This is a genomic window from Paenibacillus barengoltzii G22 (assembly GCF_000403375.2).
GTDB classification, from domain to species: Bacteria; Bacillota; Bacilli; order Paenibacillales; family Paenibacillaceae; genus Fontibacillus; species Fontibacillus barengoltzii.
This window is the reverse complement of sequence record NZ_KE159652.1, coordinates 973,017-994,042: the sequence shown is the minus strand read 5'-3', so window position 1 is coordinate 994,042 and position 21,026 is coordinate 973,017. Positions and strand designations below refer to the sequence as shown.

At 53.0% G+C, this 21,026-nt stretch carries 18 protein-coding genes; all 18 read right to left on the bottom strand.

Features of this window, described 5'->3' with window-relative positions:
* Positions 1 to 8: 8 nt before the first annotated feature.
* Positions 9 to 845, bottom strand: coding sequence for a peptidoglycan editing factor PgeF (gene pgeF, locus C812_RS04595; protein ID WP_016311519.1), 837 nt, complete (start codon positions 843 to 845; stop codon positions 9 to 11).
* A gap of 219 nt (positions 846 to 1,064) precedes the next feature.
* Entirely contained in the window at positions 1,065 to 1,400 is a 336-nt protein-coding gene (locus C812_RS04590) for a YlmC/YmxH family sporulation protein (RefSeq protein ID WP_016311518.1), read from the bottom strand.
* A gap of 189 nt (positions 1,401 to 1,589) precedes the next feature.
* Complete coding sequence (locus tag C812_RS04585; RefSeq protein ID WP_016311517.1) at positions 1,590 to 3,533, bottom strand: FAD-dependent oxidoreductase; 1,944 nt, start codon at positions 3,531 to 3,533, stop codon at positions 1,590 to 1,592.
* A gap of 108 nt (positions 3,534 to 3,641) precedes the next feature.
* Entirely contained in the window at positions 3,642 to 4,460 is an 819-nt protein-coding gene (locus C812_RS04580) for a MerR family transcriptional regulator (RefSeq protein ID WP_016311516.1), read from the bottom strand.
* A 121-nt stretch (positions 4,461 to 4,581) separates the two neighbouring features.
* On the bottom strand, positions 4,582 to 5,364 hold the full coding sequence (gene sigG / locus C812_RS04575) for an RNA polymerase sporulation sigma factor SigG (RefSeq protein WP_016311515.1): 783 nt from the start codon (positions 5,362 to 5,364) through the stop codon (positions 4,582 to 4,584).
* A gap of 155 nt (positions 5,365 to 5,519) precedes the next feature.
* Positions 5,520 to 6,242 (bottom strand): RNA polymerase sporulation sigma factor SigE, encoded by a 723-nt coding sequence (sigE, locus tag C812_RS04570; protein ID WP_016311514.1) that lies wholly within the window; start codon positions 6,240 to 6,242, stop codon positions 5,520 to 5,522.
* Positions 6,243 to 6,261: 19 nt separating this feature from the next.
* The gene (gene spoIIGA / locus C812_RS04565) at positions 6,262 to 7,233 is read right to left on the bottom strand and encodes a sigma-E processing peptidase SpoIIGA (protein WP_016311513.1); all 972 of its coding nucleotides are present in this window, start codon (positions 7,231 to 7,233) and stop codon (positions 6,262 to 6,264) included.
* A gap of 187 nt (positions 7,234 to 7,420) precedes the next feature.
* Complete coding sequence (gene ftsZ, locus C812_RS04560; RefSeq protein ID WP_036624324.1) at positions 7,421 to 8,536, bottom strand: cell division protein FtsZ; 1,116 nt, start codon at positions 8,534 to 8,536, stop codon at positions 7,421 to 7,423.
* Positions 8,537 to 8,592: 56 nt separating this feature from the next.
* Positions 8,593 to 9,843, bottom strand: a complete 1,251-nt coding sequence (gene ftsA, locus C812_RS04555; protein ID WP_016311511.1) for a cell division protein FtsA — start codon at positions 9,841 to 9,843, stop codon at positions 8,593 to 8,595.
* A 242-nt stretch (positions 9,844 to 10,085) separates the two neighbouring features.
* Positions 10,086 to 10,853, bottom strand: coding sequence for a cell division protein FtsQ/DivIB (locus C812_RS04550; protein WP_016311510.1), 768 nt, complete (start codon positions 10,851 to 10,853; stop codon positions 10,086 to 10,088).
* A gap of 116 nt (positions 10,854 to 10,969) precedes the next feature.
* Complete coding sequence (gene murA, locus C812_RS04545) at positions 10,970 to 12,250, bottom strand: UDP-N-acetylglucosamine 1-carboxyvinyltransferase (protein ID WP_028537939.1); 1,281 nt, start codon at positions 12,248 to 12,250, stop codon at positions 10,970 to 10,972.
* Between the two features lie 16 nt (positions 12,251 to 12,266).
* A complete protein-coding gene (murB, locus tag C812_RS04540) occupies positions 12,267 to 13,172 on the bottom strand; it encodes a UDP-N-acetylmuramate dehydrogenase (RefSeq protein WP_016311508.1) in 906 nt (301 codons plus the stop codon).
* A gap of 232 nt (positions 13,173 to 13,404) precedes the next feature.
* On the bottom strand, positions 13,405 to 14,514 hold the full coding sequence (murG, locus tag C812_RS04535; RefSeq protein ID WP_016311507.1) for an undecaprenyldiphospho-muramoylpentapeptide beta-N-acetylglucosaminyltransferase: 1,110 nt from the start codon (positions 14,512 to 14,514) through the stop codon (positions 13,405 to 13,407).
* Positions 14,515 to 14,518: 4 nt separating this feature from the next.
* Positions 14,519 to 15,616 carry a stage V sporulation protein E gene (gene spoVE, locus C812_RS04530; RefSeq protein ID WP_016311506.1) on the bottom strand — a complete coding sequence of 366 codons (1,098 nt, stop codon included), beginning with the start codon at positions 15,614 to 15,616 and terminating at the stop codon, positions 14,519 to 14,521.
* A 49-nt stretch (positions 15,617 to 15,665) separates the two neighbouring features.
* Positions 15,666 to 17,090, bottom strand: a complete 1,425-nt coding sequence (murD, locus tag C812_RS04525) for a UDP-N-acetylmuramoyl-L-alanine--D-glutamate ligase (protein ID WP_036624674.1) — start codon at positions 17,088 to 17,090, stop codon at positions 15,666 to 15,668.
* Between the two features lie 5 nt (positions 17,091 to 17,095).
* A complete protein-coding gene (mraY, locus tag C812_RS04520) occupies positions 17,096 to 18,061 on the bottom strand; it encodes a phospho-N-acetylmuramoyl-pentapeptide-transferase (RefSeq protein ID WP_016311504.1) in 966 nt (321 codons plus the stop codon).
* A 23-nt stretch (positions 18,062 to 18,084) separates the two neighbouring features.
* Complete coding sequence (locus C812_RS04515; protein ID WP_016311503.1) at positions 18,085 to 19,485, bottom strand: UDP-N-acetylmuramoyl-tripeptide--D-alanyl-D-alanine ligase; 1,401 nt, start codon at positions 19,483 to 19,485, stop codon at positions 18,085 to 18,087.
* Entirely contained in the window at positions 19,482 to 20,972 is a 1,491-nt protein-coding gene (locus tag C812_RS04510) for a UDP-N-acetylmuramoyl-L-alanyl-D-glutamate--2,6-diaminopimelate ligase (protein WP_016311502.1), read from the bottom strand. The genes C812_RS04515 and C812_RS04510 overlap by 4 nt, the downstream gene beginning before the upstream one ends.
* Positions 20,973 to 21,026: the final 54 nt, after the last annotated feature.

Below are 21,026 nucleotides of genomic sequence, written 5' to 3'. Positions count from 1 at the left end.
GGGAAGGATCACCTCTCTTTTATGCCAATCCAGCTTGCCATTCTCCCTGTAACGCCATTCTGCGCCCGGTAAGAGTAAAAATACTCCGGATGACAGCTTGTACACCACGTTGTACATTCGATATGAGTCGGCAATATTCCTGCTTTAATCATAATGATTCGATTCATTTCTTTCAAGTTCAGCATTGTTTTTCCTGCACGGGGAGATGCGGAAGCGAAATGCGGCTCTTCACCCGGCAGCGCCTCACGAACCTTCTCCATCACCACTTCGTCCACCTCATAGCAACATTCCCCAATGCTGGGGCCAATCGCCGCCCGGATCTCGCTCCGCTGGCTGCCGAATTCGCGCTCCATCGTGTGAATCATTTCTGCAGCGATCAGACGGACGGTGCCTTTCCACCCAGCGTGGGCCAAGCCAACGACACCTCTCACCGGGTCAGCAAAATAAAGAGGAACACAATCGGCATAAAACGAGGTGAGCAGTACCCCCGGTACGTTGGTCACCAGTCCGTCCGTCTCCTGAAAAGCACTGCTGCGGTCCAGGAACCCTTTGCCGCGATCTTCGGCACGGACCACGGCGACGGCGTTGCCGTGAACCTGCTCCCCGCAAGTCCATGCATCGGAGGCAAACCCCAACGCTTTCGCTACCCGGCATCGGTTCTCTAGCACGTGCTTAGGGTCGTCGCCTACGTGAAGAGCCAGATTCAAGCTATCATACGGCGGTTCGCTGACTCCGCCAGACCGTCCGGTAAACCCGGCGCTGATTCCCGGAATAACATTGGCCCAAGGAGCCAGCTCGAACCGTTCCGGTTGTTGGTTCTTAGCATTCCTTACAAACGGTTCCATCATCCATCTCCTTAAGGTAATTAAATTTAACGGACCTAAACGACCTTATTTGCCAGAAAAAGCGTCAAACAAAGATCTAACGGACTGGAGAGCCTCTATCCTTGATCTTGCAGCAATTTGTACCCAGTTTAGTCGAATAAGGTCTGTGAGGTCCGTTAAAGGTCAATACTGGAATTACTTCAAGTCTACCATAAATCGCCACAATACCGCTTGCGGAATCTAGCTCCGTCGTTCCGCCCGTCCGTCTCGGTCGATATACACCGTCGTATCGTAGTTTGTCTGGGTTCTTGGTTCTCGAAGCTCCTCCATTTTCACCAATACAACGTCAGATCCAATCTTCACGATATTTTTCCATGGGATAATGAGATCGCTCCCGCCGCCAAACAACCCCATAAATTTCGCCCCGACAGGCACGACAATCGCTTCAATGACACCCTGTCTTAAATCCAGCTCCAGGTCGCTGATATGGCCAAGCCGCTTCCCGTCCACAACATTGATAACGTCCTTCGTCTGAAAATCGGATATTTTCATACTCGCCCTTACCACATTATCCATACTTCTACCGCCCCCGTCCCGTCGAATTACTCCGTCCCTTTACTATATGAGCTTGGGATTCGGTGCATGCCCTTGGCCACAGGAAAAGAGATGCCCGACCAAGCCCACACAGAAAAGGACAGCCCTTCCGAAAATCTGTAAGATTCCAGAAGAAGCCGTCCTTTCAGTTATCCGTTCGCTTTTATGCTATTATTTCCCCAGCGCCCCGGCAGCTGCACTTTCGCCGCCCAGTCGTCCGGAAGTAAAGGAATAGCCAATGCCTACCCCGTTCCCAACGTAAGTGTCGTTAAACAGCACACCTTCAGATTCAAGCCCAACGGCGTAAAGTCCTTTGATCGGTACACGTTGGTCGTTCAACACTTGGAATTTAGGGTTTACGAGCAAGCCGCCAACCGAACCCAGGTTGTTAATCTCGGCAATGATCGCATAATAAGGACCCTCACCCATCGACAGCAAATATTCTTTGGATTTGCCAAACTCTGTATCTACGCCAGTTTTGGTCGCTTGCGTATATTTATTAAACGCGTCCTTAAACACCTCGACGTCCATGCCAGCGTTTTTGGCTAATTCCTCAATCGTATTGCCTTTATATCCATCCCCGTTCTTCACCATCGATTCAAAGACGGCGGTCACGTTCTTCCATGGAGTATCCAGCTTAAACTGATCGGTGAAATCCGCGTAAAATTCCGGTGGAAGCCCTGGCAGCTTCGGCGCTTTGATGCCGTTCATGCCCTTCGCTTCCAAAGCCTTCAACTGTGATTGAGATACAATCACCAGATGGTAAGGCCCGTTAAACGCACTCGTATTCGCTGCCGCTACTGCCGTTAAAGTCGCCGTCTCATCTCTGAAACGAGCTCCCGATGGACCTACGTTCATCAAGTTCGGCAGATAGCTGAGCATGAGTGGATAGCTGGCTTCGAAGGAGGAATATTGCTTCTTCAGATTGCTGGTTCCTCGGGCCAGTGTTTGGTGCAGCATTTGTCCGCCAAAGTTGTCCGGTACCTTTGCTCCAACTTCCCAGGACATTTTCAGACCTTCGCCAATATTTTGGGCGAGCCCGCCATTCACGCCCTCAAACCCAAATGCCTCTTTCACCATTTCCTTGTTTCCTGCGTAGCCGCCCGTTGCGATTACGACGCTTTTTGCACTGATTTCCAGCGTGGTGCCATCCGTTTTTTCCGCGATAACGCCAGTCACCGCTCCTTTAGCGTTCGTGATCAATTTCTTCCCGGTGGTTTCTGTAATTACCTTGCCTCCGTTCTTCTCAACAGAAGCCGTCAGCATCTTACGGAGCGTCTGCTCGCGAGTATTATAAGCCGGCAGCACATGCAGCTGCTCTCCACCGAAGTTCAGGAACGTCGTAACATACCCTTTGTTCTTCAGCCAATCGTACGTATCCCCGGATTTCGTCACATATTGGCGCACAGCCGCTGCATCCACTCTCCAGTGGTTGTTGACGATCCAATCGGCGATCTCCTTCTCCGCGTCCACCTTGACACCGCTCTCAAGTGCAGCGGAGGAGTTATAGAATTTGCCCGCCCAAGACAGATTGCTGGCACCGCCAATGATACTGGTCTTTTCGATAATGATCACTTTTGCGCCTTTGTCCGCCGCCGCTACCGCAGCCGACACCCCGGAAGCACCGGCCCCAACGACGACGACGTCGGCTTGGAGCTTTTCCGTTTTGCCTGTGCCAGGCTTCTTGACGCTAACCGATTTCAAGGCATTCACATCGCCGCCTGCTTTTTTAACCGCATCCTCTACCGCTTTCAGCATGGCGTCGCTGGATACAGTTGCGCCGCTTACCGCATCAATCTTCAGCGATTGGTTCGTCAAGATTTGATCCTTGATTTTGTTCAGCGCGCTGTCACCAAGCCCCTCGGTTTCGGTTTGGCTGACGATCTTGATGTCCTTGATCCGATCCGCTTGCTCCATCGTCACGAGCACTTTGATGACGCCGTCTTTGCCCTCGGCCTCCCCGGTATACGTCCCCGCCTTAAACGCTGAGGCCGCGACCGCTGTCGAGGAGCTGTTTAGCAGCTTCTCAGATGGCCAACCCCAACCGAACATCGACGCAACCAATACGATGCAGATCGTAACCAAGAGCACCTTGTTCACTCGTTTGTTGCGCATTCCCTCTTCTCCCCTTACTGCATAGTCTGCCTTGTTGTTGTGAATGTTTTCACTTATGTTCACAAACAAGGCTACACTTGAAGCATAAACCTTGGTGTTGCACCAAGGTCAATAGGAATTCTCGATAGGAATATGGATCTCTAGGAACGAACGTTTCGTTCCCTCGTGATTCTCGGTCAACATCAATCGTCCGGTTACCGCGCCGGAAATTGCATAGTGCTGCTCATTTATGTAATTCAGCATAAAACGAAGCGATTCTTTGGTAATATCTTCACTCTGCGGGGACAAAATCACCGATGTCACACAACGAGACGGCGGAATATACTCTAAATGCTCATCCAACGTGATGCCCAGTTGGTGCACCTCGTTTTCCGAAATCGACAGGCCCCAGCTGTATTCCAAGCCCTCTGCCTCAGATTCAATGGAATCCCGGTCGATGCGGAAGCAATAAAATGAGTAAGGAAGCACCTCCATTAACGCATTAATGGTGCCCTCCAAACCTTTCGTGTTAAGCAGGTGATTTTTATCCGTTTGCTTTAATCGGTAGAGTCCTGGTCGGTCCCCCAGCGTGCAACGATAAAGTCTCCCCTCTAGATTCTGGACCTCCCGGCTCAGTTCATCTAACTTATGCAGCAGCATCGTGCTTTTGCGGATCTCTTCCTCCAGCTCCCGCTTGCTCTGTTCCATCTTGTTGAGAATGTCGTCCAACGAGGCATTTTGAATCAAGCTGGCCACATCCTGCAGTGGAATCTGCAAACTGCGATACCACCGGCTCATCAACAAATCCCGGGCGTCCAAATCGTTGAAATAGCGGTAGCTGTTATGACGGTCCTTGACCGGCCTCACGATGTCATGCTTCTCATACAGCCTCAGTGTATCCCGGGTGATGCCAAGCAGTGAAGAAAATTCCCCAATGCAATACTTCATCTACCTTCCCTCCCGCACATCTCAAGTCATAAGCCTTATGTCCCACTTCTATGATATTGAAGCAAGGGGGGGTGAAGATATGGAAATGTTCACACGAAAAAAGGCCCCCGCAGGGACCGAATTACGACTTCACATGTTTCTGCATTTGTAAAATAGCGGATTTCTCGAGTCTGGACACTTGGGCTTGGGAGATCCCGATCTCCTCGGCGACCTCCATTTGCGTTTTGCCTTCAAAGAAACGCATGGACAAAATCATCTTCTCGCGGTTGCCTAACCGCTGCATCGCTTCACGTAAGGCGATTTCCTCGATCCAGGAGACGTCCTTGTTCTTGTCATCACTGATTTGATCCATCACGTAGATGGGATCCCCGCCGTCATGGTAGATCGGCTCGAACAAGGAAACCGGGTCCTGGATGGCGTCGAGGGCAAAGACGACGTCCTCCTTCGGTAAGCCCAAAGCCTCAGAGATCTCAAAAATCGTAGGTTCACGGGAATTCTGATTGGTCAGGTTGTCCCGCATTTGAAGCGCCTTGTAGGCGATGTCTCGCAAGCTTCGGGAGACGCGGATCGGGTTGTTGTCCCGCAGGTAACGCCGAATTTCCCCGATGATCATCGGTACAGCGTACGTGGAGAATTTGACGTTCTGCGATAGGTCGAAATTATCGATGGCTTTCATGAGTCCGATGCAGCCAACCTGGAATAGGTCGTCCACATACTCCCCCCGATTGTTGAACCGCTGGATGACGCTCAGCACGAGTCTCAGATTGCCATTTACTAACTTTTCTCTGGCTGATCTTACGTGGTCCTGCTGCAACGAGTGGAACAATTCACGCATTTCCGCATTGGTTAGAACGGGCAATTTTGCGGTATCTACACCGCAAATTTCGACTTTGTTTCGGGTCATCGTGTCTTACCTCCCAAGGAGAAACTAATGAACAGTATCTCCCGGGACTGCATTTTTATTCCGCCGTCATCTTCCTCGTCGAAGTGAAAACACTCAAGTCGACCTCTGTCGAAATAATTGGAATTTCGATAAACGCATATCTATCATGCCATTCATTAAACCATCTTGTTAAATTCTTTGCGCAGCCGTTTAATAATTCGTTTCTCCAGACGCGAGATGTACGATTGCGAGATGCCCAGCAGGTCAGCTACATCCTTCTGCGTCTTCTCATCGCCGTCAACGAGCCCGAAGCGAAGCTCCATAATCATCCGCTCGCGCTCGGTTAATTTATCCAGCGCCTTGTGCAGCAGCTTCCGGTCAACTTGCTCCTCGATATTACGGTAGATCGTATCGTTCTCCGTACCAAGTACGTCGGAGAGCAGCAGCTCGTTACCGTCCCAGTCGATGTTCAGCGGCTCATCAAAGCTGACTTCGGTGCGGATTTTGCTGTTCCGGCGCAGGTACATCAGAATTTCGTTTTCGATGCAACGAGATGCATAGGTCGCCAGCTTGATCTTTTTCTCCGGGTCAAACGTGTTAACTGCTTTAATTAAGCCAATGGCGCCGATGGATACCAGGTCCTCGATATTGATTCCCGTATTCTCGAACTTTCTGGCGATATATACGACCAGCCGCAGGTTACGTTCGATCAGCATGGCCCGGATAGCGGAATCGCCGCTGGGCAGCCGCTGCAGCAAATATTCCTCCTCTTCACGGGTTAATGGCGGAGGGAGCGCTTCGCTGCCGCCGATATAATAGATTTCTTCACTCTTTAGTCCAAAAAGAAACAGCAGCCGGTAATACTGCAGCTGCAGCATCATTTTCCACTTTACACGCATCGCTTTGTATCCTCCTAAGTTACGTTCCCGTTTTACTGATGGTGTCCATACTCTCCTTCGCCTCTGTCGACTCAACCAGTGCGGGATGAACAATCGCTTGATAGGTTCCTTCCGTCGATAACCGCCCCCCGTCCAGACCAATCAGCACGCGGGACGAACGATATTCCTTGCCGTCTAGACGGACCATGACCTCGTCAGGCTTCAGCGCCAGCATAAACTGGGTGCCTTTGTTGATCCCGCGGTAAGGAACCAACCGCAGCCGCTCCGGCCATGGAAAATCTCCTGCCTCCGTCAGCTGCAAGATGAGGTTGTCCGCACGTTCGTCAGCCAGCTTACCCCGATACGACGGGGGCAAAACCTGCTCCCAAAGCACAGCTTCCATTACGGTCACCGGAAGCCGGCTGAGGGGATCGGATAACTGGTTGCCCGTATCGATCAATCCCGTGCACGTAATCGCTGTATCGCCTACGCGTACTTCCAAATCAGCTAAGAAGGAGCGAATCCGCTCCTGCCGCTGACGTGCATCGATCACCCGCTTAAACCCATACAATACGGCGAAGAAGCAAACCAGAATAAACAACGCTCCAATTTTCAAGGAAAACGAAAGCCCGCCGGAAGCCGAATACCATATCCCGCTCCAGATTTCTCCGGAATCTTGCAGCAAATAATGTACACCTAGAATTCCGCCGGCCGCTGCAAAATTGACGATATAAAAAGCTCCCATATTCCGTAAGTAGTTTTGTAAACTTCCAAATCCGAACGCAACCCACAGCATCACGACAGAGAATAGAAATTTCACCAGAAACGTGTACAGAAATGAGAACTCCGGCAAAAACATCATGACGACGTACATCGCCCCAACCACCGCCGACAAGGCCAGCCGCCAGAGAACGACTTTTTGCTTTCGCATCCAAGCCGTGACTAGAAGCAAGCTTGCATCGATCAATAGGTTCATCAAAAATATGAGATCGATATAGACAACCAACGGCATTCACCTGCCTGGGTAGATGGTTATCAGTATAAAGAGAACGAGCGATAAAGTCTGTCTAAAATTGAAAGTAGAATGCCACTATTTTTGTCGACTTCACGGGAGAGATTTGCAGAAGGGGAGAAAGAAAAAAAGACCTTGGCCCATCTCGGGTCAAGGTCTAGGGGAAGACGTTTTAATAGCTCCTAACCTATTCGTTGTTGTTCCGCGAACGGTTACGAAGAAACGTCGGAATATCCAGTTGGTCGCCGCTAGGCTGGTTACCGAACGGTCTCAGGGTGGAGTTCGAACGGTTCTCCTGCGGCTCCGGAGCACCAGGAGCAGCTGCTGCCGGCTTGCGGCTAGGCAACGGCTTGTTCTCGAATCCCGTGGCGATCACGGTAACTTTGATCTCTTCTTTCATATTCTCATCGATGATTGCACCAAAAATCATATTCACTTCTGGGTCCGAAGCGGCAATAACGATCTCTGCTGCTTCATTGACTTCATACAACGACAGGTTCGCCCCGCCGGTAATGTTCATAATGACGCCGCGCGCCCCTTCGATCGAAGTCTCCAAGAGCGGACTCATGATGGCTTTGCGTGCAGCTTCGGCAGCACGGTTCTCGCCGGTTGCAAGACCGATACCCATCAGGGCGGATCCACGTTCGGTCATGATCGTCTTCACGTCGGCGAAGTCGAGGTTGATCAGACCCGGCACGGCAATCAAGTCAGAAATGCCTTGCACGGCTTGACGCAGGACGTTATCCGCTTCGCGGAACGCTTCCAGCATTGGCGTCTTCTTATCCACAATCTCAAGCAAGCGATCGTTAGGAATGACGATCAGCGTGTCTACCTTTTCCTTCAACGCTTCAATCCCCATCTCCGCTTGCGTGGAGCGTTTGCGACCTTCAAACGTAAACGGACGGGTTACGACGCCAACCGTTAGTGCGCCGCACTCTCTGGCGATCTCGGCAATGACCGGCGCTGCCCCAGTTCCTGTACCGCCGCCCATACCGGCAGTAACAAACACCATGTCAGCGCCTTTCAACGTATTGGCGATCAAATCGCGGGATTCCTCAGCTGCTTTCTTGCCCACTTCCGGATTAGCTCCGGCGCCGAGACCACGGGTCAGCTTGTCCCCGATTTGCAATTTATGTTCGGACTTGGCCAAATGCAGCGCTTGAGCGTCTGTGTTGACCGTAATAAATTCCACGCCCTGCACGCCGTTCTCGATCATTCGGTTAACCGCGTTGCTTCCGCCGCCGCCAACCCCGATCACCTTGATTTGTGCCAAGCTCTCCATTTCGAAATCAAATTCCAACATACTCTTCCATCTCCCCCTCAATATGCATGGATCGACCATGCATCATTCCTGAACCACTATATAAATTCGCTAAACAAGTTCTTGAGTCGTTCCATCAAACCGTTCTTCCGAACGGGTTCCTGCGGTGCTGGAGCCTTGCTCCGGTTCGCATTCTTCTTCGGGCTGGAAGCGCTGCGGATCCGCATATTCTTAACCACTTTATGCAGAATTCCCACCCCGCCGGTGTAAGAAGGATCACGAACGCCGATGAAATCAGGCACAGCAATCCGTACCGAAGCTTCCAGCTCCTGCTGGGCAATCTTGAGCAATCCCGGCATGGATACCGTTCCGCCGATCAGGATATATCCCCCCGGCTGCTCGCTGTAGCCAAGACGCTTGACTTCCTGGCGAATCAGCTGGAAAATCTCCTGTACGCGCGGCTCCGCAATCGCGGCCAAATCCTCCTGTGTAAACTCCTTGTCCACATTACTTCCGATCCGTGTCACCTTAAAAGTAACATCCGACGCCGCGTCCTCAATGGAAGCACAGCCGTATTTCAGCTTCGCCTTCTCCGCATGGTCCGTTAACGTCCGAAGGCCGTAAGCAATGTCGTTCGTTATAAATTCTCCCCCAATCGGAAGCGTGGATGTCGCAACGATCGTGCCGCTTTCAAATACAGCGATCGTCGTGGAACCCGCACCGATGTCCACCAGGACGGATCCCATCGTTTTTTCGTCTTTGGACAACGCCAATTGACCGGCAGCAAGCGACAACAATACCAGATCCCGAACTTTAAGGCCAGCCTTCTCCACACAGCGAAGCAAATTGTGAATCGCCGTCTTGGAGCCGGTGACGATCGTCGCTTCCACTTCCAGTCTGACGCCAATCATCCCGCGTGGATCCGAAATTCCTTCCAGTCCATCCACGATATACTGCTTGGCCACCACGTCGATAATTTCGCGTTCTGGCGGCAGGGCGATCACCTCGGCCGCCTTCAGGACCCGCTCGATGTCTTCTTCACCGATTTCCCGGTCTTCATTTTGTACGGCTACAACCCCGTGGCTCGTTTGGAGTCCGATGTGATTTCCCGAAATGCCGACATACACTTCAGATATTTGAATATCTACCATTCGTTCTGCATGATCCACAGCGCTGCGGATCGATTGCACCGTTTGGTCAATATCTACAATCGCGCCTTTTCGAATTCCTTCCGAGTCGGCAGATCCAACCCCAATAATATTAAAGGTTCCATTATTAATTTCCCCAATAATAGCACGAACTTTGGATGTACCGATGTCCAAACTAACAATGATGTCATTGTTGCTCAAGCCCCTGGCACCTCCTATTTCCCCATCAAAATATACTTGCCGTGTTAGATGCACTATCTACTAATTCAACGCCACTTAACCTTTCCCTCTTTTTTCTACAAATTTTTTGACTTCCAACTTTTAACACCATATAGACAGGAAGTATCCTGACTGTGACAGAGAACCTGCCCCTATTTGAAAAATTAGAAGAAAAAAGAGGGAGAACGCCAACTAGCCCATAAAATGTATTTTATCATTGTTTTTCAATCATGAGTAGTATCATTTTGTCCATCGTCTCCGTCCTCCGTCGTGGAGTATGGAACATATGAATCCGCGTCCAGCATCGTCAGCTTTCCAGGGTCCTGGGTTTGCAAAATTTCGTTCATGTATTCCGCCTTTTTGGCTAGGAGGGAAGTGGCTGAAATGATTTCGAACTTGGACCGGGTATACAGCTTAATTCGGTCCGGATAAGACAACGTAGGTGAAGGTACGATCTCCGAAATGTCTGCAGTCAGCTCGTCCGGAATTTGCGACAACGTTTGGCAAAGTTTGACCAGTCCTTCATCGTCGTCCTTCCAACCGGTTAATATGGGCTTGTCCACCGGCATCGACCCGTCCTTCAGGTCGATGCGCGTCCCGTTGGCGAGCAAGCCATGCAGCTTCCCGTCCTCTGCCAGCACATACGCTGCAATCGGATACTCCTCAATATGGATCGTAACGCTGCCGGGGAACGTCTTATCTACCTCTGCTTGCTTCACCGAAGGAATTTCTTCCAGCCTGCGGGCGATATGATCGGCACTGACCGCAAAAAACGGCGAACCCACCTGAAGCCCTGTGGCGCCCAGCAGCTCTGTCTCCGTTGTATACTCATTGCCGTCGAACGTAATAACAGATATTTTGCTAAGAGATGAACGGAAAAATAGAACGCATAATAATGCGAGGAACAACAAAATAAGTATGGTTTTGATTTTTCGTCCGCTTTTCTTCTTAGGCGCAGGTTCTTTTAGGACGGGTACATTCGCTTTTGGCATGTCATTTCTCCGCAACTTTCTGAATAAGTATTACAAAGCTTATATCCCCTCCAGGGGAGGGGACAAAAGTTTAGGGCTATACTACGAAGGTTTCGCGAATCAGCACCACGATAGCCTTAAGCCAGATCCAGCTGACGCAAGGCTGGCGATTCACGGCGTACCGAGCCTCCAAGCCGTTGGAACATCGTTTCGATTCGATCATAACCGCGGTCGATATGATGAACCTGCTCCACCACGGTTTGACCCTGGGCGGCCAAACCAGCGATCACCAGCGCCGCCCCTGCACGCAGGTCGGTTGCTTCCACGGTCGCGCCGTAAAGCCGGGGCACCCCGCGAATAAACGCGGAATTCAAGTCCACCGTAATGTCGGCGCCCATGCGAACCAGCTCGCCGACATGCTTGAACCGGCCTTCGAACACGGTTTCTTTCATCACGCTCATTCCGTCCGCCAAGGATAATAGAACCATCACTTGGGACTGCAAATCGGTAGGAAACGAAGGATACGGCGAGGTCACAATTCGTTCCACCGCTTTCGGACGGCCTGCACTGCTCAACGTTATTATATCATCGCTCACTCCGATTTGAACACCGGCCCGCTTGAGCACGGTAAGCAACGATACCAGGTGTGAAGGGTTGCTGTGGGTCAACGTAACGCTGCCGCGGGTGGCAGCCACAGCAATCAATGCAGTTCCCGCAACGATACGGTCCGGGATAATCTCGTAATCGCAAGGGGTGAGACGCTTCACTCCTCGGATCGTAATCGTGTCGGTTCCCGCGCCGATGATGCTGGCGCCCATGGCATTCAAGAAGTTTTGCAGATCCTGAATCTCCGGCTCCCGCGCTGCATTCGTAATCATCGTTGTGCCTTCAGCGAGCGCTGCAGCCATCATGATGTTCTCCGTTGCACCCACGCTGGGGAAATCCAGATGGATGTCGGTACCAATCAACTTGCTGGCTCTGCACCATATTTGCTGATCGTGTTCTTCAATCTTCGCTCCTAAAGCTTCAAGTCCCTTCAAATGCAGATCGATCTTCCGTTCCCCGATCGCACAGCCTCCCGGCTGATAGATGCATACTTCCCCAAAACGGGCAAGCAGCGGCCCCATCAAAAAGATGGAGGAGCGCATCTGTTTCATCAAGTCCTCAGGAACATGGCTGGAATCTGCCCCCGAGGTATCCACAGTCACCGTATCTCCCAAATGGACGGCTTTACAGCCCAGTCGACTGAGAATGCCTAACATGACATCAATATCGAGCAGGCGGGGGACATTTCGAAGTTGCACCTTACCTTCCGCCAGCAGCGATGCGGCCAGAATCGGCAATGCGGCATTTTTCGCTCCATGGATACGAATGGTTCCTGATAGGGGTTTCCCGCCTTCGATCACCAATTTGTCCAATGTATCACCTCCGAGTTTACCGTTCACCCACGAAGAAGACCTCCGGCACCAGCGCCACCCCAAATTGATCTTGGACGGCTGCCTTGACTTGCTCCATGAGCGCAAGAACGTCCTCTGCTGTCGCTTGCCCGGTATTGACGATGAAATTGGCATGCAGCGTGGACACTTCAGCCCCGCCGACCTTCATCCCTTTGAGACCCGCCGCTTCAATCAGCCGAGCGGCATGATCGCCGGGCGGATTGCGAAATACGCTGCCTGCACAAGGCTGCGAGAGCGGCTGCGTTTTGCGACGGCGGTCCTTGTACGCCGCCATGGCCGCCGCGATCTCCAGCCGATCACCCACGGCAAGCGAAAAACGTGCCTGAGCCACGATCCCTCGCTGTTCATGCAGGACGGAATGCCGGTAGGCAAACTTCATATCCTCCGCTGTGTATGTGACCAATTCACCCGTCTCCAGAACAATGTCAGCGGATTTAAATATACGTGACACATCGGACCCGTGGGCACCGGCATTCATGTAGACGGCGCCGCCGACTGTACCCGGAATTCCCCCCGCAAACTCCAGCCCGGTTAGTCCCTGTTTGCCAGCCATGATGCTGAGCCGGACGGTGGATGCGCCGCCTCCGGCGCTGACTTGCGTATCGTCGAATACAATCTGCTCGAACTCACCACCCAGCCGGATGACGCAGCCTCGGATGCCTTTGTCGGAAACCAGCAGATTGGAGCCTTTTCCGATCATCATCCACGGGATTCCTTCTGCGTGGAGCAAGCGCATCAGCTCCGCAAGCTGCCGGGTCGTTTGTGGAACGGCCATCGCATCCGCCGGACCGCCGATTTTCCAAGTCGTGTATTTCGACATTGGTTCATTCGGCAACACCTCCAAGGCTTCCAGCCTGGTCAATTGTGATATCCACTGCTGCATCGTATAACCCTCCTTGACTTGAATGGCGGATCCCTTCGACGGTACTTCGCCGGGTGCCGCTGTTTCATATCGGCAGTCGATGGCTGCCGGAGCCCGGGTCCTGCAGGGCTGAAGATCTTGCCCCGCTTGGTTGTCACGATTTATAGAGTATCTTATGCCTCCCTAACGGAGAGTGTGACAATCGCCCAGACTTCCCGGCACAAGCCCTTGCATCGCCTCTGAACAGCGCCTCTTATTGGTGCTTAACGAGCCTTTCCATCTCTCCCACGATGAGATGGGCGGAATCCGGTTTGCCCAAGGCACGGGAAGCGGTCGACATCGCGCTGTGCCGACGCAAATCGCTCATCACGCGCTCAATGGATGCATACAAGCTCTGTCCCGTCAGCTCCGGCTCCAAAATCACTTCGGCCGCACCGGCGCTCTCCAGCGCGCGGGCATTTTTCTCTTGATGATTGTTCGTTACGTTAGGAGATGGAATCAGAATCGCCGGAATCCCCAGTGCTGTAATTTCCGCCAAAAAAGAAGCCCCGGCACGGTTCACGATCAGCGAGGTGCAGGCCAGAACCTCCGGCATGTTATGCACATAAGGAAGCACCTGCAGATTGGCAGGAAGTTCGCCCAATTTCGCTGAAATCGCCTCCACCGTCGAGGCATAGTAGCGGTCTCCGGTGACGTATACAAATTTCAAGTGTTCGGACTGCTTAAGTAGCGGAGCCATTTCAACCATCGCTTGATTGATGGCACGGGCCCCTTGACTGCCGCCGACCACAAGGACAACCGAGCTGCTAGATGGCAACCCCAGCGATTCAAAGCCCCTTTGCTTATCGGCTGCGTATACGGTTGTCGCCCGCGGATTCCCGGTGTAAATCACGTTGCGAGCTGCGGGGAACGCCTTCTCCGATCCCTCGAAGCTGACGGCAACCGTCGATGCGTATTTGCTCAGAAAGCGGTTCGTTAAGCCCGGAATGGCGTTCTGTTCATGAATAATGCTAGGAATGCCCAGCTTGGCCGCAGCGTAGACCACCGGACCGCAGACATATCCGCCGGTTCCGATGACGACGTCAGGCTTAAATTCTTTGAGCAGTTTCTTGGAAGTTTGCACTCCCTTGAGAAAACGCATGACCGTTTTCACATTATCGAAGGACAGCTTCCGACGGAAGCCGGTAATCTCAATCGCTTCAAATGGAATTCCTTGCTGCGGTACAATCGAGCTTTCAAGCCCGCGCTTGCCCCCGATGTACAGAAACTCAGAGCCGGGAAATTCCTTGGCGCATTGGCTGGCGACGGCCAGAGCCGGGTAAATATGCCCCCCGGTTCCACCGCCGCTAAGTACGACGCGCATATTCTCACCTCGCGTAACGGGATAAATTCAGTAGAATGCCTAGCGCGGTCAGCATCAGCGTCAGCGAAGATCCGCCGTAACTGATCAACGGTAGCGTAATGCCGGTGACTGGCATCAGACCGATGACAACGCCGATGTTGATGACAACCTGCACGCCTACCATACCTACGATTCCGACAGCAAGCAAGCTGCCAAACAGATCATCGATGGTCATGGCCACGCGCATTCCGCGCCATACTAATATCAAAAACAATAACAAAACTAAGAGTCCGCCGATAAAACCTAATTCCTCAGCTAGAATCGAGAAGATGAAATCGGTTTGCGGCTCCGGCACATAGCTGTATTTTTGCCGGCTCATCCCCAGACCCAAGCCTGCCAATCCACCGGGCCCAATCGCATAGAGCGACTGGATGATCTGATAACCCGCACCCAATGGATCCGACCATGGATCCAGGAAGGCGGTAATCCGTTTCAGCCGATAAGGTGCCGCCAGGATCAAACCAACGAAGCCTATCGCACCTACAGCCGCCAATCCAGCTAAATGGCGAATGCGTGCACCTGCGGTAAACACGATCAACAGGGAAGCGCCCAGCATAACCGTTCCTGTCCCCAAATCAGGCTGCAGCATGATTAATCCAAAGGCAAGTCCGATAATCCCAAGCGGCGGCAGCAAGCCTTTCGTAAAATTCGTGATCTTGTAATCTTCTTTACTTAGCCAATAGGATAGAAACAAGATCATCCCCAGCTTCATAAACTCGGAGGGTTGAATCCCAAACGAGCTGATGCCCAGCCAGCTGCGCGCCCCGCCGCGCACGACCCCGATCCCGGGAATCAGTACGATGACGAGCAGGATAAAGCAGAGAACCAGCCCGACTTTCGCGTATTTTCGCAGCAGACGGTAATCTACATTCATCATCAAGAACATCGCAATTAACCCAAGTACAGCAAAGAGCAGCTGCCTCTTAACGAAATAGAAAGAATCGCCGTAATCATGGAAAGCGAGTACGGAACCCGCGCTGTATACCATTACGATTCCGATCGCCAGCAATCCGAGAATGCTGGCCGCCAGCCAAAAATCCGGCGCCGTACGGCTCTTGCCCATCGTGGATGCCACCTCTTAACCGAAAGTAGGGGCTTTTCCACCCCCCTACTTAAAGGGTATGCACCGCCTCTTTAAAAATGCGTCCACGCTCTTCATAGGAAGGGAACATATCCCAGCTTGCACAGGCCGGCGAGAGCAGAACGATATCTCCCGGATCCGCCAGGCTTGAAGCCTCCTTCAGCGCAGCGCGCAGCGTATCTGCGGCGCTGTCCACAGTATCGACCAGCACGATGTGCGATAGACCCGCCAGCTCAGCGACTCTAGCAATTTTTTCTTTCGTTTGCCCCATCGCCACGACGGCCTTTACCTTCTCTTTGAAAACCGGCAGCAGCTCCATATAATCCGAGCCGCGGTCCAATCCGCCGGCGATCAACACGATAGGTGCCTGCAGTGCTTCAAGGGCCATGACCGTTGCCTTGGAGTTGGTCGCTTTGGAGTTGTTATAGTAAACGACGCCTTGCTTCTCGTCGACATACTCCAAGCGATGCTCCACGCCGCGGAACGTTCGTAGCGGCTCCGCCAGCGCATCTGGTGCAGCTCCCGCAGCAATCGCCGCCGCAACCGCCGCCAGCGCATTCTCGACGTTAAAGCGGCCCGGCAAAGCGATGTCAGCGATGTCGACAATTGCCCGCGCCACGCCATCAGCCCCCCGGTACATGATGTGACGGGTTAATCCGTCTTCGACATCCGGAATGTACGCCGGTGCGACATAAACCCCCTCCGACTGCAATTCTTCAGTCATCGAGAAAGGGATCAGCTTCGCTTTTATGTAGGGCACAAGCTCCCGGCACACGGGGTCGTCCCAATTGAGGACGGCGCGGTCCGTTTCTCGTTGATTCGCAAACAGCTTGGCTTTCGACGAGATGTAATCATCCATCGTCCCGTGATAATCCAGGTGCGTCTCCGTCACGTTCAGCAGGCAGGCCACCTCCGGGCGGAACGCCCGGGTCCCCTTCAACTGAAAGCTGCTGAGCTCGGCGACCAACCAGTTGCGTACATCCGCCTCCTCAGCAGCCTCGCACAGCGGGATGCCAATATTACCGGCGACAATCGGTCTCATGCCGGCAGCCTCCAGCATGTTGCCAACCCACGTCGTTGTGGTCGTTTTGCCATTGGAGCCAGTAATCCCGAGAATGGGAGCCGGGCTGATCAAATAAGCGATCTCCACCTCCGTCACAACCTCGATGCCAAGCTCCATCGCCTTGGCCACAGGAGGCGCGGTATAGGGGATCCCCGGGTTTTTAACGACCAACGAAACGCCCTCATGAATGAGATCGTCCGGGTGACCTCCGCATACAACAGAAATTCCCAAAGCCTCCAATTCGGATGCTTCGGGACACTGTTCTCGTTCTTTTCGATCATTGACCGTGATGACGGCGCCATAATGATGCAGGGTTTTGGCGACCTGAACGCCGCTTCTCGCCAAACCGAGAACGACAACCTGACGTCCCCGGTATTCTTCTGGATGATTCATCTTCATTACAACCCCTTGTTCAAGTAAAGTCCTATGACCGCCAGCACCAGTCCAACCGCCCAGAAGGTGACGTCAACGCGCCATTCCGACCAACCGGACAACTCGAAATGATGGTGAATCGGGCTCATCTTAAATACCCGCTTGCCGCGTGTCTTAAACGAAACGACCTGGATGACGACAGACAACATTTCGATGACAAATATTCCGCCGATGACCAGGAACAACAGCTCGGTTTTGGTGACGATCGCAATCGCGCCAATCGCCCCGCCGATGCCCAGCGAACCGGTATCGCCCATGAACACCTTGGCCGGATGCGCGTTAAAGACGAGAAAGCCCAGCACGGCACCGATCATGGCTGCGGCACATACCGCAGATGGAAGCGAAGTCACCTGCATGGCGATCACCGCGAATGCCCCCAGCGCAATTGCGCTGACGCCCGACAGCAAGCCGTCCACGCCATCGGTAAAATTCACGGCGTTCGTCACCGCCATCATCATGATCACGATAAACGGATAGTAGAACCACGGGCCCCAGTCAAACGAAATGTCCGTCCCCGGGATAGCAATCGCTGTGCTATGACCCTCCGAAATGAGCAAGGCACACATGATTCCGGCGAACAGCAGCTGTCCAATTAATTTCTGTCTGGGTGTGAGACCCAAAGACCGTTTAAATACGATTTTGATATAGTCGTCGAGAAATCCGACCAGTCCAAACCCCAGCGTGGCAACGAGTAGCACGTAGAAGTCGGTATTCACAACGGAAAATTTTAAGTAAGCCAACGTAAACGCTAGTAGGATAATAATGCCGCCCATCGTTGGCGTGCCCGCCTTTTTCAAATGGCTTTGCGGCCCTTCGCCGCGAATTTGCTGGCCGAATTTGAGTCTTCTCAGCAGCGGTATGATCAGCGGAGCCGAGATGACCGCCAGAATAAAAGATACGCCGATCGTTAACAAGATAAGTCCAAAATCCATGGGATCCCCCCCTTTCGCCGGTATTAGTGTGTTAGCTCGCTAGTTTTGATCGCTTCAACGACTTCTTCGAGTTTCATGCCCCGGGAAGCCTTAACCAAGACAATGTCCTGAGGATGCAGCAACGAAACCAGCTTGCGGATCAGTTCAGACTTATCAGTATATGCATGAATACAATTGGGGTCCAACTGTTTCTTCGCCCCCTCGGCAATGTGGCGCGACAGCGGACCGCAGGTGAACAGCAGATCCACCGTACCTGGCGTCAACATCTCCCCGATTTCGCGATGATAATCTGCTTCGGAATCGCCCAGTTCGAGCATATCCCCCAGCACGGCGATCTTCTTCCGATGCCCTTTCATATGCTCCAAAACGCCAAGGGCCGCCTTCATCGAAGTCGGGCTGGCGTTATACGCGTCGTTCAGGATCGTAATGCCGCTCTGTCCAGTAATGACTTCAATCCGCATTCCGGTCAGCTCCACATTGCTGAAGCCCTCACGGATCGCTGCGTCGCTCACCCCGTATTGACGGGCAACCGTGATCGCCGCAAGCGCATTGGATACATTATGTTCACCCAGAAGCGGCAGTTCCAGCGGTTCGCCTTCGCTGCCATGCGGCGTAAACAACGTATGATGGTCCGTAAACAGGATTCCTGTGGGATACAAGTCATTCTCCGGACGCAGCCCAAATGTTGCTGTTTGCAGACCTTCCGGCTTCACCGTAGACGGCTCGGCCAGCACTTGAGGGATAAGAGGTTCGTCCCCATTGTAGATGAACAGTCCTCCTGGCTTCATCCCCGCCAGAATTTCCAGTTTGGCTCTTGTGATCTCCTCCCGCGAACCCAGCTGCAGCAAGTGAGATTCGCCGATGTTGGTGACGACCGCCGTTTCCGGTTCACCAATCTTCGAGAGCAGTTCGATCTCCCCGCGCCCGCTCATGCCCATCTCCAGCACGGCGATTTCCGTATCTTCCGGCATGGCCAAGATCGTTAACGGAAGTCCGATATGGTTGTTGAAGTTCCCTTTGGTTTTATGCACTTGATATGTCGTCGACAAAAGAGCGTAAACCAGATCTTTGGTCGTCGTTTTCCCGTTGCTTCCGGTGATCCCGACTACTTTTGCTCCGGTTGCAGTCAAGTAGGATTTGGCCAGCGCCTGCAGCGCGATTAGCGTATCGTCCACGAGTACGGCCGGGCCTGGCGGCGTTCCCTTTGAGCGCGCCCATAGGCAAGCGCCAGCTCCAGCCTGAAGGCAGTCTGACGCGAAATCATGGCCGTCGAACCGTTCCCCCGCCAGCGGCACAAACAGGCAGCCTTTCGTTATTTGCCGGGAATCCGTCACAACCCCCTGCACTACGATGCCAGCATCGCCCGCATCCCGAATCTGTCCGCCGCACATCGCGGCAATTTCCGCTAAGTTTCTTTTAATCACTTTGCCAGACCCCTTATCGCTTCTTTTGCAACGATTCGATCGTCAAAATCCAGCACCTTCGTACCTATCAGTTGATAGGTCTCATGGCCTTTGCCCGCAATCAATACTACATCCTCATGGCTTGCCATTTCAATAGCCTTGCCAATCGCCTCGCGGCGGTCGACGATCATCTCATAACGCGCCTGATCCACGCCGTCCTCGATGAGTCCCTGTTCGATGTCCCGTAAGATCGCTTGCGGGTCTTCCGTACGCGGATTATCCGAGGTCACCAGCACGTAATCCGCATACTTCGCGGCGATTTGACCCATAATCGGGCGTTTCTTCCGATCCCGATCCCCGCCGCAGCCGAAGACGCAAATCACGCGGCCTTTCGCAAATTCATTTACCGTCCGCAGCACATTCTCCAACCCGTCCGGGGTATGGGCGTAATCCACAATGACGGCGAAATCCTGACCTTCGTCCACCGCTTCCACTCGTCCCTCAACGCCTTTCACCGATTCCAGGCTGGCCTTGATCTGCGTAAGCGGGATACCTTCCAATAGTGCCGCGGAGATGGCGGCCAGCGCGTTGTATACATTAAACTTCCCTACCATCCGCAAGGAGATATCTGCGCTGCCGCGGAACGTATCCACGTGAAAGGATGTCCCCCGTGCGGTAATCGAGATGTTGGAGGCTCTAACGTCGGCATCCTGCTCCACGCCGTACGTAATCACTTCAGCCGCCGTCTGTTTGGCAAAATAAGCGCTCGCCGGGTCATCAACATTCAGCACGGCATAGCTGCGTTCCTCTGGATTTTCCGCATACGTATTCCCCAATCGGGAGAAAAATAATCCTTTGGCCCAGCGGTATTCGTCCATGGTCTTATGATAATCCAGATGATCCTGGGTTAAGTTCGTAAATACGGCCGTCCGGAAGCGGGTTCCTTTCACACGTCCTTGCGCCAGCGCATGGGAGGACACTTCCATAACACAATACTCACCGCCGCCTTCAGCCATGTCATGTAAATATTTCTGCAGCTCCAGCGACTCCGGTGTTGTCCCGGACATCGGATACGTCTGCCCGGCGAACCGGCGTTGGATGGTGCCAATCAATCCCGTTTCCTTGCCTTGATCCTGCAAAATCCGCTCGATCAGATAAGTAGTGGTCGTCTTGCCATTCGTACCAGTCACGCCGATGACTTTCAGCCGCGAACTAGGCGCCCCGTAGAATACGCCTCCGAGTACAGCCATCGCCTGTCGACAGTCCTTGACTTTCAGCTGCGGCAGGGCAACCTCGTCCAGCCACCGTTCTACCACCAGTGCTGCAGCCCCTTGTTCTGCAGCCTGCCGGGCATAATCGTGACCATCCACCGTATGGCCGGGAAGGCAAATAAATAGATCCCCCGGTTGTACCTTGCGCGAATCGATCGCGATCCCCGTACAGGACGTTTCTTCATCTCCTCGTATCTGCGATGTCATAAAATACGTTGCTAGTTTCTTAAGCAGCATAGGTTACCCCTCCGTCTTTCAACTGCGTGCCCTATACGAAATTCAAAAATCGGG

Excerpts from the sequence above, each read along its gene's own strand:
- spoVE (WP_016311506.1), bottom strand. The coding sequence starts at position 15,616 with ATGGGCAAGAGCCGTACGGCGCCGGATTTTTGGCTGGCGGCCAGCATT.
- mraY (WP_016311504.1), bottom strand. The coding sequence starts at position 18,061 with ATGGATTTTGGACTTATCTTGTTAACGATCGGCGTATCTTTTATTCTG.
- spoIIGA (WP_016311513.1), bottom strand. The coding sequence starts at position 7,233 with ATGCCGTTGGTTGTCTATATCGATCTCATATTTTTGATGAACCTATTG.
- C812_RS04550 (WP_016311510.1), bottom strand. The coding sequence starts at position 10,853 with ATGCCAAAAGCGAATGTACCCGTCCTAAAAGAACCTGCGCCTAAGAAG.
- C812_RS04580 (WP_016311516.1), bottom strand. The coding sequence starts at position 4,460 with ATGAAGTATTGCATTGGGGAATTTTCTTCACTGCTTGGCATCACCCGG.
- C812_RS04510 (WP_016311502.1), bottom strand. The coding sequence starts at position 20,972 with ATGCTGCTTAAGAAACTAGCAACGTATTTTATGACATCGCAGATACGA.
- murG (WP_016311507.1), bottom strand. The coding sequence starts at position 14,514 with ATGCGCGTCGTACTTAGCGGCGGTGGAACCGGGGGGCATATTTACCCG.
- murB (WP_016311508.1), bottom strand. The coding sequence starts at position 13,172 with ATGCAGCAGTGGATATCACAATTGACCAGGCTGGAAGCCTTGGAGGTG.
- C812_RS04585 (WP_016311517.1), bottom strand. The coding sequence starts at position 3,533 with ATGCGCAACAAACGAGTGAACAAGGTGCTCTTGGTTACGATCTGCATC.
- pgeF (WP_016311519.1), bottom strand. The coding sequence starts at position 845 with ATGGAACCGTTTGTAAGGAATGCTAAGAACCAACAACCGGAACGGTTC.
- C812_RS04590 (WP_016311518.1), bottom strand. The coding sequence starts at position 1,400 with ATGGATAATGTGGTAAGGGCGAGTATGAAAATATCCGATTTTCAGACG.
- murD (WP_036624674.1), bottom strand. The coding sequence starts at position 17,090 with ATGAATCATCCAGAAGAATACCGGGGACGTCAGGTTGTCGTTCTCGGT.
- sigG (WP_016311515.1), bottom strand. The coding sequence starts at position 5,364 with ATGACCCGAAACAAAGTCGAAATTTGCGGTGTAGATACCGCAAAATTG.
- sigE (WP_016311514.1), bottom strand. The coding sequence starts at position 6,242 with ATGCGTGTAAAGTGGAAAATGATGCTGCAGCTGCAGTATTACCGGCTG.
- ftsZ (WP_036624324.1), bottom strand. The coding sequence starts at position 8,536 with ATGTTGGAATTTGATTTCGAAATGGAGAGCTTGGCACAAATCAAGGTG.